Origin of the sequence: Vibrio sp. OPT41 (assembly GCF_015163595.1) — a bacterium.
GTDB classification, from domain to species: Bacteria; Pseudomonadota; Gammaproteobacteria; order Enterobacterales; family Vibrionaceae; genus Vibrio; species Vibrio alginolyticus.
On the sequence record NZ_JADDYH010000009.1, the window covers coordinates 131026 to 144235 of the forward strand.

Genomic DNA, 13210 nt, shown 5'->3' on the forward strand with positions numbered 1-13210 from the left:
AGGGGAACAGATAATTAGGAAGTTTTCTTATTTTATTACCGCCAACTTAAGTAAACTATTCCTATCCACAAACTTCACAGATCTAAGGTTGATTCAGTGTCTGATCTCAATTTGTTTCGCTATTACCAACGATTACTCTCGTTTAGTGTTGGTGATGAAACAAAAACCACGTTACAGGACATTGCCGACATCATGTTCACTTCTTCTCGGCATGCTCGTAGCCTGCTAACGCAGATGCAGCAGAAGGCGTGGTTGAGCTGGCACCCGAAAGCTGGGCGGAACCAACGATCGACTCTTATTCTGAATATGGAGTTAGACGTTTTAAAAGAGAGCTTGGCTCTTGAACGTATCAAGCTAGGCAAGTATGAAAAAGCACTGGCGATATTAGATGAAGACGAAATGGCATTTGGCCGTTTGTTAAAAACAACGTCTGGTGCTTCTGTTCAAGAAGGACAGCTCAATATTCAATTAACCTATAAGCGAATGTTTGAGCGCGTCGTTCCACATCAACTTCAGCGTAGCAGCGAACGTTTCTTATTAAGGCAAATCTATTGTTGCTTAGTTTCGAGTGATAACAATGGGAAAGTACAACCAGAACTCGCACATCACTGGCGTTATGACGAAGACACCTACGAATGGACTTTCTACCTTCGTCCAGGTCTGACTTTTCATAATGGTAATTCCATTGATGCAGAAACAGTGGTTAGCTTGTTTGCAAAGTTGAGTTCACTACAGTACTACGAAAAAGAGTTGGCACATGTTGCTAACATTACTGCGCCAACGCCATTGAAAGTTGTTTTTAAGCTTAATCGAGCTGACTTGGGCTTTGCTGGACTTATTTCTGGAGTGAAATACGGCATTCAACCAGTAAGCCAAGTTAACGTAGCGAATAACAAGCTGGTGGTTGGAAGTGGCCCATTCTCTGTTGTCGAGCACAATGAAAGTCGTTTAAAACTGCAAGCATTTAATGGTTATTATGCATGTAGAGTTCTAACGGATTTGGTGACTATCTGGATTGTTAATGACGAGCAAATGGAGAACCCGTCATTGGCAGCAAATACGTTGCAAAGGGATGCTTCGCCCGAGGAGGATTTGTGTGGACACTATATGTCGACGCAAAACCGAGAAAACTCATCGGCGAGCAAGCGTAGCCGAATAGAAGATGGTTGCTTATTCGCCTTATTTAATCAGCACGCTAAGCACAAACTTTCTTTAGCGCAGCGCCGTTATATTAGTGAGCTAATTCAACCTGAGCACTTGGCCGAAGTGATGCGCCGCGAGAATATTGTATTTGGGAGTATACCCGCTTATAACCTGCTACCAGGTTGGAAGCCAGTGCTCCGTCCGTTTAGTGAGCCGCTTAAGTTACCTAAACATATTACGATAGCGGGATATAACTATACCGCGTTGCGTCGCTGTGCGCGGGCTATTTCTAATCGTTTGGCGAGTGTTGGCAGTAAAGTAGAAATTGTTATGTATTCCTACCGTGAGCTGAACGAGAAGGCTAAGAACGGTGAGCTAAATGAGACAATGGTCGTAACGAACATAAACTTAGATGATAATCGTCATGCCTCAGCGTTCACGAACTTCTTCAGCAACGCTGTGCTATTCCACACTTTGGGAGAAAAGAACGCACAATGGTTAGATGAACAACTACAGAGAGTCAGATCTTTCGTTCCACTTGAGGACTACCTTAATGCATTGGAGCCAATTTCATCGACGTTGATCAGCGAGTATTGGATTGCACCTATGTTCCACCATACACAAACTTTGCGCTTCCAAGGTGTATTAGAAGACGTTGCTTTAACCAATTGGGGTTGGCCAGATATCCGCTCGGTGTGGTCGGCAGATTAACTACCTTAGTTATTTAGCAAAGTGCTGCTTCACGAATTCAATGAAGGCTCTGGTTTTCGCCGATTGATAGATAAGTTGTGGGTACACCAAGTAAACCGCGTTGTGCTGGTGGTCGGTTTCTTCCGATAAAACCTGCATTAGACGACCATGTTCAACGTCTTGTTCGACAAAGTAACTTGCTAACCGAGCAATGCCATTGCCAGACAGGGCTGATTCTTTGAGTAAGCGGTTTTCATTGCTTGAAAGCCAGCCTTGGGTTTGAACTGTTCCCGTTTTTAAAGGCCATTCTTTTTGATGCAACGTGGTTAAGCATTGATGCTGTTTTAAATCCGCTAACGTCTCTGGCGTACCTTCTTCTTGCAGATATAGAGGTGAGGCAACCAGCCAGTGGTGGTAGTCCAGCAGGTGATGCGCAATCATATTCTCGGGCGGCGTTCTTGTTGCTCGAAACGCAAAGTCGACGCTGGTTTCCGTCAGATTAAACGCTTGATAGCTAGAAAGAATCTCGAACTCTACGTTTGGATGTAAACAGCGAAACGCCACACACAAATCATGCAGCACCGCTTCGGCAAACATCTTGGGAGCAGTAAGCCGAATCAGACCGTCTACTTGCTCAGATTGCTGACTTAAACTCTTTTCCATTTCCATTACGCGGCGTTTGAGATCTTCCGCTTGTGCAAAGATCGATTCACCTTCTGCTGTTAGTCTCACGCTGCGTGTAGTTCGAACAATCAAAGGCGTGGCGAGTTCCGATTCTAAGCGCTTGATTTGTTCCGACAGGTAACTTTTAGAAATGCCAAGTTGCTCCGCAGCTCTAGAAAAATTGAGTGTTTGAGCCACTTCAGCAAACAGCATCAGTTTTTCGATTCTCTTATAATCTGCCATCTTTATTGTTCGCTTTAATTGTTCGGTAGCGAGGATAATGAATTCGATTTTACGGTATTAAACTAATTTTTACGAACGGTAAGATGGTTCGAGTTAACTTAAGAAATTGAAAACGCAGAAATCGGAAAAGTGAGAATAACGATGAACAATCCAACACTACCGCTCGCCAAAACCTTACCTAACGTTAGCCGCTTGGTCTTCGGCTGTATGGGACTTGGAGGGGAGTGGAATCGCAACCCATTAACCGCCCAAGATGAAAACCAAGCTTATGCCGCTGTAGAGGCAGCATTAGAGGTTGGCATCAATCTCTTTGATCATGCGGATATCTACAAATTCGGTAAGGCTGAAGAAGTGTTTGGGCGCATCTTAGCCAATGACTCAACCTTACGAGAACGAATGTATCTGCAATCAAAGTGCGGCATCCGTCTAGGAGATGAGCAAGGTGTTAAGCAGTATGACTTCTCTGCCAAATGGGTGACGGCTTCTGTTGAGGGCATTCTTGAACGCCTTGGCGTGGAAAATCTTGATGTTTTGATGCTGCATCGTCCTGATCCTTTGGTTGAATTTGAAGAACTGGGCACAACGCTAAAAGCCCTGAAACAAGCTGGCAAAGTTAACCACTTCGGTGTTTCTAACATGAACAGTGCTCAAATTGATCTTCTTCAACAATCAACGGGCGAAGTTGTTGTGGCGAACCAGTTGGAAATGAGTCTGGCTAAGTCTGACTTCATCAAGCAAGGCATGGGGCTTCCTTCGTCTGCATCTGACTACGTTGCAGGAATACGGGAACATGCCCGTAAGCACAATATCCAACTGCAAGCGTGGGGCAGTATGGCGCAGGGAAGATTCTCAGAGCGTGGTTTACATTCTGATGATCACAACACCAGACAGACGGCGGAGATGGTAATGGCGCTAGCAGCTGAATATGGTGTGTCGTCTGAGGCGATTGTTTTAGCCTTCCTAACGCGTCACCCAAACCAAATTCAACCTGTTATTGGTACTGCAAACCCACAGCGTATTCGCGCTTGTGCTCAAGTAGAGAACGTCACGCTATCACGCAGCCATTGGTATGGATTGTTCGAGAAAACCCTTGGTCATGAGATCCCTTAGGAGAGAAAAATGAAATACGTACAAGTTCAAACTCTGATTCAAACGGCATTGGAAATTGCTGCTGTTCGCAAGCAAAACATTGCGATTGCCGTGGTTGATACGCATGGTGAATTGCTCGGTTTTGCCCGAATGGATGATGTGAGCGTACAAGCAGGTTTGTTGGCACAGAACAAAGCTTACACCTCGGCTAGAGACCGCCAACCTAGCGGCAATCTGGGCGCTTGGGCTCGTGAGACGGGTAAGCAGTTGAGTTATTGGACTGACCCGAAGATCACAGGCTTTATGGGTGGTGTGCCCATAGAACAAGAGGGGAAAATCGTCGGTGCAATTGGTATCAGTGGTTTGGCTGAGCAAGATGATGAAGCACTTGCGATGGAAGTATTAAACGCGCGTTGAGTATAATGTTTATCAGTAGGTGTGATGTTTTGTCCAGCTTTGTACTCACTGTAGGGACTCAAGTTCACAGGCTTCGTCGAGTCACAATGCTATCTAGTAGCCTGAAGTAAGCAGAAGTTGAAATCGCGAACTATGATTAATTTATTTGAAAGCTTTGAGGCGTAAATATGTTTCATAAGGTATTCGTTTCGCTATTTTTTGTTCTCCTCTCAGGCTGTGGTACGAGTGACAGCGCGTTAAAAGAGAGCGGTTATGATGAAGCTTATATCCAAGGCTTTCATGACGGTCGGCATAGTGGTATGCAAGAGGCAGGGAATGATTTTGAACACTATATTAAGGACGAAACAAGGTATCAAACCGACTCAGATTATCGACAAGGCTGGGATGCTGGTGAGGTAGAGGGTAACAAGTTACAAAAGCAGGCGACCGCGATAGGACAAGGCATGATTGATAATTCATATGAAGAACGTGATGTCTTTGATCCTGATAAAGTGGCGAAAGATGCAATAAAAGGCGTTGATACATCGGAATTGAAAAGCCTAGAGTAACGGACTGATATAAAGAATAAAACTCGTCATTTGACGAGTTTTATTTTTGTCTAAACGATTCATGTTTCAACGCTCAACAGGGCATTCATCGTTTGGGTATGAGCAATGTCGTTAATCACCTTTCTTGTTCTTTTGTTCAAGGACTAACGATAATAGACGAACGAGCAGGGACTGAGCTTCCGGTGAGAGCAATCGCGCCACGGCCGTTAGGTCATTTGCTGTGACATGCTGAACATCACGTACATCTAAAGCAATATCTAGGTCAGTCAAATGAAGCGAACGCAATATGGCACGATATTGTGAGAGTTTAAGATCGGACTCTCCGCGCTCGATCCTTTGATATGTTTTTACGCTCATTCCAGCGATGTTTGCCATTTGCTCACGGGAGAGGCCATTCGATTTTCGTCTTGCGATCAGTGCTTGAATTATAGGGTCTACCTGCATGTGCTCTCCTGAAAGGACAGTTTTGACCTAAACGGAGCAAGAAGTGGACCAGTTTAACCACCACATATTTACCTGCTTTGCAATCAGTATAAAAATAACTGTCTTATAAAAACGTAAATATTTTAGTCAGTTATTAACTCAATGGAAAAGTATCAATCATACAAATCAATAGAAACGAAAGCTTCTATTCGCAAAATGCAACGCATTTTAGATCATTTATTTAGTGAAATTGATCAGCAACATCGTGAGACTAAAGAGAATGTTGTGACACTGATTCAACAGTCACAACAGCGATTGATGAACTACAAAGAGCTTTACCTTCACAAAGAATCGATAAGTGAAGTAGAGCTGCGGATGGCGCATGAAAATATGAGTGAGACTGAGAAGCAGGTCGCCGATATGGGTATTCCAGTGTTAACTTATATCATTGGCGCGCTAGATAAAGCGTATTAACACAGTCGTAAAGTCGGGCGATACAAGATTTATGCAATTTCGATCAATTGATGACATCTAAAAGAAAGGATGCAAATGCTGGGGAACCACACCCAGCATTCGGACACTCATTTACCTATATTTTCGAACCGTAAATCAGTGTTTAGAGGTATGTGAACCGAACAGTGTCGGTACGCAGCGAATAATAGCGATATTGTCCGATCTAGGCTACGTCCTTGGAATCTAACACCTTCACTTAAACTGTAAATTAATCTGTACACCCAGCCAAATTGAGCCATTGAGCACGTTCTTCCTTCTCTTTAAGCGATAAAAGACTAATTAGTGACGAAAAAAACAACACATCTTAGGTAAAAGATAAGAGTTGTTAAAATATATCGCTATAAGATTGACCTTTTGCTTTTCAATCGTCCTGCTTATGCCTTACAATCTTTTCGAACCAAATCCATTCATAACGAATGGGGTTGATGAATTAAGATGAACAATTTTGCTTCGAACCCAAAGTTGCGCACATTTCATCAACGATGACATCGCCAAAAACGACTCTCAAGTGTTCATGTGCAAATGATTAACCACCTTTTGTTGCGTGTTTTCTTAGCCATACAGGGCTCTTGTAACATAGTGCTCTTGTAACTAAATTTTGACTAAGTCGGAGCGTTTTGTTGTGTGCTTTAGATAAAGCACAACTGGTGAGAAATTAACGGATTGAATTTAGAGGTATTAACCGTGAACCTAAAACTTGTCGGTAGCTCCCTGATCGTTGCAGGTACTGCTCTTGGCGCTGGTATGCTTGCTATACCAATGGTGCTTGCTCAATTTGGCCTCCTTTGGGGCACTCTTCTTATGTTGTTCATCTGGGCTGGAACGACTTATGCTGCGCTGCTCCTTCTTGAAGCCAGTTGTAAAGTAGGTGGTGGTGTGAGCATGAATGCAATTGCTCGCGAAACGCTTGGTAAAGGAGGCCAGTTGGTAACCAACAGCTTGCTTTACGCCCTGTTAGTTTGTCTATTAATGGCTTACATCATTGGTGCGGGTGATCTCGTACAAAAAGTAACAGCCTCATTTGGGCTTCCAACATCTACGATCTCAAGCCAAGTCGGTTTTACTCTTTTAGTTGGTATCATTGTTTCGGCAGGTACAGGGGTAGTAGATAAACTGAATCGCGGTTTGTTCCTAGGCATGATCGTAGCGCTGATCCTGACACTTTTTGCGCTTGCACCAAGCGTCTCGTTTGAAGGACTTGATGAGGTTGTGAGCGACGATAAAATGGCACTTATCAAAACCAGTTCGGTGCTTTTCACCAGTTTCGGTTTTATGGTCGTGATCCCATCGCTTGTAACTTACAACAAAGAAGCGAGTAAAACACAGCTGCGTAATATGATTATCGTGGGCTCAACTATTCCGCTTGTTTGTTACCTATTATGGTTGTTAGCGGTTGTCGGCAATCTACCACCTCATGAGCTTGTTCAATACTCCAACGTAACAGAGTTGATCTCGGTACTAGGTCAGCAATACGAGGGCTTAGAGTTCATCCTATCCATGTTTACTGGTTTGGCACTACTAACGTCGTTCTTAGGTGTTGCAATGGCGCTATACGATCAAAATGCAGACCTACTGAAAGCAAGTAAGCCAGTGATTTTTGTTACTACTTTTGTGCTACCACTATTAGGTGCTGTATTTGCGCCAGAACACTTCCTAGCTATTCTCAGCTACGCGGGGATTATTCTTGTGTTTCTCGCGGTCTTTGTCCCATTATCAATGACCATGAAAGTGCGCCGAGTGCCGGTAGAAGATGACAATATTTATGAAGCTGGTGGCGGCGCAATGGGAATGAGCTTGATCTTCCTATTCGGCTGTTTCTTGCTGTTTGCCCAAGCAGTATAAAACCACGCTATCTTATTTAAAAACTGAGCCGCTCGTATTCAAACGGGCGGCTTTTTTGTATTCATAGCCGAACCCAGGCCACTCAAAGTCATCAGCATTTGTGATGTTTGACGTTTCTCTGATAATCACGGTTAGCGCTGACTTTTTAGTAAAACTCCTTAGCGAAAGGCTGACATGTACAGTGATTCACCCTCCTATTATATCAATGTTGATATGAATAAGAGGCTCTGTTGTGTCAAAGCAATTATCTTTTGCCATGGTTGGCGTTATTTTGTCTTTAGGTGTGTTGAGTACAGAAGCGGTGGCTGACCCGAAGCATAAGCATGGACATCGGTACGGGTACGATCACCATCATGCGCATCACCACCATCATAAACACAAGCGCAAGCACAAGCATAAACACAAACATCGTGACGTTATTTATGTGGAGACCCGACGACCAAGGCGCAGTTACTATTACCATGACCGAATTCCTCGGAATAGTACCTACATAAAGATTGGAGATTTCACTTATCTAAAAGTGGACGACCGCTATTATCGTCGTTCTAATGATCGCTATATCCATGTCGAGCTCAATTAAACTTGAAAGGACACATAGTCGGCGTTCTTGTAATGTTGAGCTTAATAGCACCAACATGGCACATGTAACATCGACCAATACTAGGGTAGAGGGTTAAAAACAAAAACAGCGAGCCGGTGCTCGCTGTTTTTGCTTAAATGAGTGTTAGACAGTAAATCTATTTAAGATTTGATCTTGTTTATGTACATCTTCTTGTTGCGCCTGCATCGCGTCGTTGGTTCGATTTGCCGATTCGGCGACTTGAGTCGATAGGTCTTTAATATTCACCGTATTGTTGTTGATCTCTTCAGCGACGAGGCTTTGCTCTTCCGCTGCTGAGGCAATTTGCAAGTTCATATCGGAAATACGCTGAATCGCATCACGAATGCGTTGTAACGCACTATTTGCTAAACCCGCTTTTTCAACGGCCTCTATAGCACTACCTTTGCTTTGATGCATGGCATTTGCCACAGATGAAGCGCCAGATTGTAGTTGCTCAATCATAGTACGAATCTCTGTTGTCGACTCTTGAGTACGTTGTGCCAGTGTACGTACTTCATCTGCAACAACGGCGAAGCCTCGGCCAGATTCTCCCGCACGTGCAGCCTCGATTGCGGCATTCAACGCGAGTAAGTTCGTTTGGTCCGCAATATCGTTGATGACTTTTAGAATCGTTTCGATATTGGCGGTAGCAGATTCCAACACTTGTACTTCTTCGACTGCAAGGTCAATGCTATCGGAAAGCATGTTTATCGTTTGTGTCGATTCACCAACGATAGAAGAACCCTCAACCGTTGCTTGGTCGGCTTCTTTGGCTGCACTTGCCGCACCTTGCGCATTATTAGCAACCTCTGTCGCGGTGACAGACATCTCATGCATCGCGGTAGCAAGTTGTTCTAGCTCTTGCAGCTGAGTGTGAATTGCGCTTGCCGAGTCTTTTGCGCCCTCAGCGGTGATTTGAGTTCCGTTTAAAATTTGATCAGAAATACGTTTCGACTCAATGATTTGCTGTTGTAAGTTCTCCATGAACGTATTGAAGTTTGTGGCAAGCTCAGAAAACTCTTGGTCAGTATCTGTTTCGAGGCGTTGTGTAAGGTCGCCTTTCCCTGATGCTACATCTTTAATCGCATTGTTTAGCGTGTCCAAAGGACGCATGAGAGTGCGAATCAACAGAGTTAGGGCGATAATAGATGCAATCACGGCAATGATTGAATAAATAATAGCGTTGTTACGAAGCTCTCCTACGGCAGAATAGGCAACAGCTTCATCGATCACCGAACCTACGTACCAGTTCTCGCCAGGAATGTGAGTCAGGTTAACCATGTAGCGGTTGCCATCAATCTCAACATGTTGTGCTGATTGCGTAAGTTCGATTTGCGGGAGGTAGCTACCGACCTTCTCGCCGTTATACTTACTTTGAGGGTGAGCAATGGTTGTGCCATCAGCGGTGACCAAAAATAAGTAACCAGCATCAAACAGATTCACTTGGTTGACGAGATCAGAAAGGGTAGTTAATTCGAGGTCATAAAACATACCGGCTAAAAACTGGCCATTTTCTTTTACTGGCGTACCAACAGAGATGATAACGTTTTTCGAAGACGCATCGACGTACGGATCGGTTACGACCAAATCGCCTTTGCTCTTAGCTGCAATAAACCAAGGACGCTGACGTGGGTCGTAGTCTGGGCCCGCATCCCAGCCGTCGTCATTTTCAATCACAAAGCCATTACTTTCATAACCAAAACCGATGGCAAGGAAGCTGCTTTTTGGCGTGGGTCTTTCAAGTATGTTTTGAACATAGCTATGTGAACTGGGGTCAAGCTCAATCACTTCAGTAATGGAGCGAGCGAGATCCTTCTTTGCATTCATTTCTGAGTGCACAGTGTTACCAACACTGGTCAATATCTCGTTTACACTTGAGTCGATTTGCTCCTGAGTTTGGGAGCGGATGGTCATAACTTGTTGTGTCGACAATAACGACACGGTAATTAGCAGCAAAAATGAAGAGGCTGTGACAACCTTATGTCTGAATTTCATGAGCTTTCCTCTGATTCTCCCGGTTGGTTCCACTTTGCTTTCGCCTCTTTTAAACCGAGCGAATTGGGCATAAAGAGAAACCTATTGTGTTTGGTTATATTTTTATCGACATCTTTGTCAAAAACATGAACTCATTTGTCGTCTTTTTTAACCAAATTTAAACAAACCGACAATTTACGTTAAAACTTGTGAGTGTGATCATGTTTGCGAGCTCAATTAATGAAATCGTCATAATGAAAAGAATTGCTTAACAAACAGTGGCATCAACTGGCTTTACAGGTGAGGTGATGAAAATTTTGTTGGTGCTGACAGGTGTTTTGTTGAAGTTTTGTCTTTGTAAATTATGAGCTTTTTACTAAAAGTCTAATGTGGACGGAGTTTTAGGTATAAAAAAGGCCCCGACGATGCGGAGCCTTTGTTTATTGACGTCTCGATTTTAGAAAATAAGATGAGCAACGCCAGCAATCACAGGTAATGTGATTAACGTACGTAAAATGAAGATTACGAAGAGCTCTACAATGTTTACTGGAATTTTGCTGCCTAACAGTAGGGCACCTACTTCCGACATGTAGATAAGCTGAGTTACTGACATTGCCGCAATAACAAAACGTGTCATTTCGTTATCGATTGAGGCCGCTAAAATTGCTGGAATAAACATATCCGCAAAGCCAACAACGATTGTCTGTGATGCTGCAACAGCTTCAGGGACTTGCAGTAGCTCTAGGTATGGGATAAACGGTTGACCCAGAATTGCAAATACAGGCGTGTATTCTGCAATCACCAATGCAACGGTACCAAGACCCATCACTACAGGTAATACGCCAAATACCATGTCGACTGCGTTGTGTACGCCTTCTTTAAATACAGACTGAACCGATGTGACTTGACCAGCACGCTTAAGAGCTAGATCCATACCCCAAGAGAATGTGGTGTGGCCTTCTGGCACTGCATCTGCGTCTTTATCTGGGTTGCTGCCGTCAATGTAGCGATCTTTCTTCAGACTAAGCGGAGGCAGGCGAGGAATGATAATCGCAGCTACGATACCAGCTAGACAGATAGCGCCGTAGAAAGGCAAAAATAAGTGCTCTAGTTTTACCTGAGCGATAACAACTAGGCTAAACGTGATCGATACTGCTGAGAAAGTGGTCCCGACAACAGCCGCTTCACGCTGAGTATAGAACTTATTTTCGTATTGCTTGCTGGTTAGCAAGATACCAACACTTCCGTCGCCTAACCAAGATGCCATACAGTCAATTGCACTGCGGCCAGGTAGGTTGAATACCGGACGCATTATTTTACTGAGTAACGCACCAAATAGCTCCAGAAGACCGAAGTTCAAAAGAAGCGGAAGCAGTAAACCCGCGAAAATGAAAACGGCAAACAGAGTAGGTAGGAGACCAGTAAGAACAAGCCCGCCAGTGTTTTCTTCCCAAATTGCTTTTGGACCCACTTGGAAAAACGTCATTAACACGGCAGCGCCGCCGATTAAACGAACAACGAGCCAAAGTGGAGATGGGTTGAAGAGACCGTTTAAAAAACCATTACGTAAAATTGCAGCTGGCTTAAAAATTTTGCAAAGAACAGAAGCAACGGCCATGAAAGCGATGATACTGGTGACGATAGCAATCAAGGTATCGCCTAACACCGCTGGGATGACTTTTGCCATCACGGCAACGGGAATGGTTAGGCCACCATCGTAAGAGATCGGAGCCATAAAGAGTAGAAGACCAATTAGGGAAGGGATGAAAAACATCCAAAAGTTGCCCTTAGGAGCTTCAGTAGCATTAGTGGTGTTATGCATAGTTGTCTCGTGTTACTACTAGTCAATACTTGCCATTTCCATGACATAAATATTCACTAAACATCCGTATTTAATCACAGTTTTGCGGAGGGTACCCGCAAACTGCATCCATTGCAATACTATTCATTAAATACATCTAGTTATTCAGCCGATTTGTCGGGTAATTGGTCAAATAACGTCTAAGTGTATGCGAATATGTTGCTTGTGTTAGAAAATTGTAGCACGAGGGGCGAATTGCGCAGTGAATTATGGGGCGCATTGTGACTGGAATAATAAAATGGTAAACAAATGTGATTTTGATCTAACTAACTTCTTTGCCAGAAATTCAGTTAGCCTTATCTATTCTAAGGTTTTTAGTGGTGTCAAAATACCGTTCAGCGTTTCTTGTACCGTTGCAGTGTGAACCTATTGAGCCAAATCCGATTGAAGCATGTCGCTTCAATCGGATCGAAATTTTATGCTTTTTGTTGACGGCTAAGTATGTATAGGTAACTCCAGTAAATCAGAGCTGTAGAAAAAGCCAATATTGCTGGGAAAACCAGCGTATATAAACCATATACCGTAAATAGAGCCGCTCCCGCGACGCCGCCAAACAAAAAGCCAAAGAAAATGAATAGGAATAATTTTGCTTTACGTCGGTCAAATTGACGACCTCTCAAGCTCTCTCCAATCATAATCCCTAGATCGGTGATGATTCCGGTCATATGTGTGGTTCTGACTACTGCGCCGCTAAACGTGGTGATCATTGCGTTTTGTAATCCACATGCTGCTGATGCTAGATATTGGCCGTACAAATCCCCTTGCACCAAAAAGCCCAAGCTGAGTAAGAGCAAGCTCCCTTCTATGCACAGTGCAACACCATATCTTCGCCCTAGTTTTAACGCACTGCTTTCAATAAAAAAGCCGCTAAAGGCAGCGCCAATCAAAAAGCTAAATACGATGAAGAGCAGGTGAATGGAGCTATCCACACCTGTTAGCAAGCTGTTCCCTAGCTGAGTTACGGTTCCCGAAAGATGAGTTATCGCTTGGTGTTGAAAGCCGAGAAGACCAACGGCGTTGACGCAGCCCGCGAGAAGAGCTAGTAGAAACGCGCCATATTCCACCCAACGAGGAAGTCTGGAAATCACAATAAACCCCAACCAAATATTAGGAGCCGATTATAACGCTCACACCGAGTTACGAAACCCTTTACAGTAAAACTCGATTGATCATTCTCAAAAAAATCTCACTTATAGGTCGTTT

The 13210-nt window shown here is 43.8% G+C and carries 12 protein-coding genes; 7 read left to right on the top strand and 5 right to left on the bottom strand.

All coding sequences use genetic code 11. From position 1 onward, the window contains the following. Positions 1-96 precede the first annotated feature (96 nt). Positions 97-1854, top strand: a complete 1758-nt coding sequence (locus IQP38_RS01250) for an SgrR family transcriptional regulator (RefSeq protein WP_193837212.1) — start codon at positions 97-99, stop codon at positions 1852-1854. Positions 1855-1863: 9 nt separating this feature from the next. On the opposite strand, the gene IQP38_RS01255 is transcribed toward IQP38_RS01250, so the two are convergent. Next, the gene (locus IQP38_RS01255; RefSeq protein WP_193837213.1) at positions 1864-2739 is read right to left on the bottom strand and encodes a LysR family transcriptional regulator; all 876 of its coding nucleotides are present in this window, start codon (positions 2737-2739) and stop codon (positions 1864-1866) included. A 141-nt stretch (positions 2740-2880) separates the two neighbouring features. Between IQP38_RS01255 and IQP38_RS01260 the strand changes: the two genes are divergently transcribed. The 3 genes from IQP38_RS01260 (at position 2881) to IQP38_RS01270 (ending at position 4793) form a co-directional block, all read left to right on the top strand. Beyond that, complete coding sequence (locus tag IQP38_RS01260; RefSeq protein ID WP_193837214.1) at positions 2881-3849, top strand: aldo/keto reductase; 969 nt, start codon at positions 2881-2883, stop codon at positions 3847-3849. Between the two features lie 9 nt (positions 3850-3858). Then, positions 3859-4245 (top strand): GlcG/HbpS family heme-binding protein, encoded by a 387-nt coding sequence (locus IQP38_RS01265; protein WP_054577104.1) that lies wholly within the window; start codon positions 3859-3861, stop codon positions 4243-4245. A 167-nt stretch (positions 4246-4412) separates the two neighbouring features. Next, complete coding sequence (locus tag IQP38_RS01270) at positions 4413-4793, top strand: hypothetical protein (RefSeq protein ID WP_005375467.1); 381 nt, start codon at positions 4413-4415, stop codon at positions 4791-4793. A gap of 111 nt (positions 4794-4904) precedes the next feature. Here IQP38_RS01270 and IQP38_RS01275 read toward each other — a convergent pair whose 3' ends face one another. Then, positions 4905-5237 (bottom strand): helix-turn-helix transcriptional regulator, encoded by a 333-nt coding sequence (locus IQP38_RS01275; protein ID WP_031780945.1) that lies wholly within the window; start codon positions 5235-5237, stop codon positions 4905-4907. 141 nt (positions 5238-5378) lie between these two features. Between IQP38_RS01275 and IQP38_RS01280 the strand changes: the two genes are divergently transcribed. From IQP38_RS01280 to IQP38_RS26140, 3 genes are all read left to right on the top strand, one after another. Continuing rightward, the gene (locus IQP38_RS01280; protein WP_005375472.1) at positions 5379-5690 is read left to right on the top strand and encodes a hypothetical protein; all 312 of its coding nucleotides are present in this window, start codon (positions 5379-5381) and stop codon (positions 5688-5690) included. Positions 5691-6413: 723 nt separating this feature from the next. Continuing rightward, positions 6414-7571, top strand: coding sequence for an amino acid permease (locus IQP38_RS01285; RefSeq protein ID WP_017635844.1), 1158 nt, complete (start codon positions 6414-6416; stop codon positions 7569-7571). A 232-nt stretch (positions 7572-7803) separates the two neighbouring features. Then, the gene (locus IQP38_RS26140) at positions 7804-8151 is read left to right on the top strand and encodes a hypothetical protein (RefSeq protein WP_081586755.1); all 348 of its coding nucleotides are present in this window, start codon (positions 7804-7806) and stop codon (positions 8149-8151) included. Positions 8152-8295: 144 nt separating this feature from the next. On the opposite strand, the gene IQP38_RS01295 is transcribed toward IQP38_RS26140, so the two are convergent. From IQP38_RS01295 to IQP38_RS01305, 3 genes are all read right to left on the bottom strand, one after another. Next, a complete protein-coding gene (locus IQP38_RS01295) occupies positions 8296-10167 on the bottom strand; it encodes a methyl-accepting chemotaxis protein (protein WP_193837215.1) in 1872 nt (623 codons plus the stop codon). Positions 10168-10603: 436 nt separating this feature from the next. Next, positions 10604-11968: a YjiH family protein gene (locus tag IQP38_RS01300; protein ID WP_017635848.1), complete on the bottom strand. Its 1365-nt coding sequence runs from the start codon at positions 11966-11968 to the stop codon at positions 10604-10606. 455 nt (positions 11969-12423) lie between these two features. After that, positions 12424-13095 (bottom strand): YoaK family protein, encoded by a 672-nt coding sequence (locus IQP38_RS01305; RefSeq protein ID WP_005375484.1) that lies wholly within the window; start codon positions 13093-13095, stop codon positions 12424-12426. Positions 13096-13210: the final 115 nt, after the last annotated feature.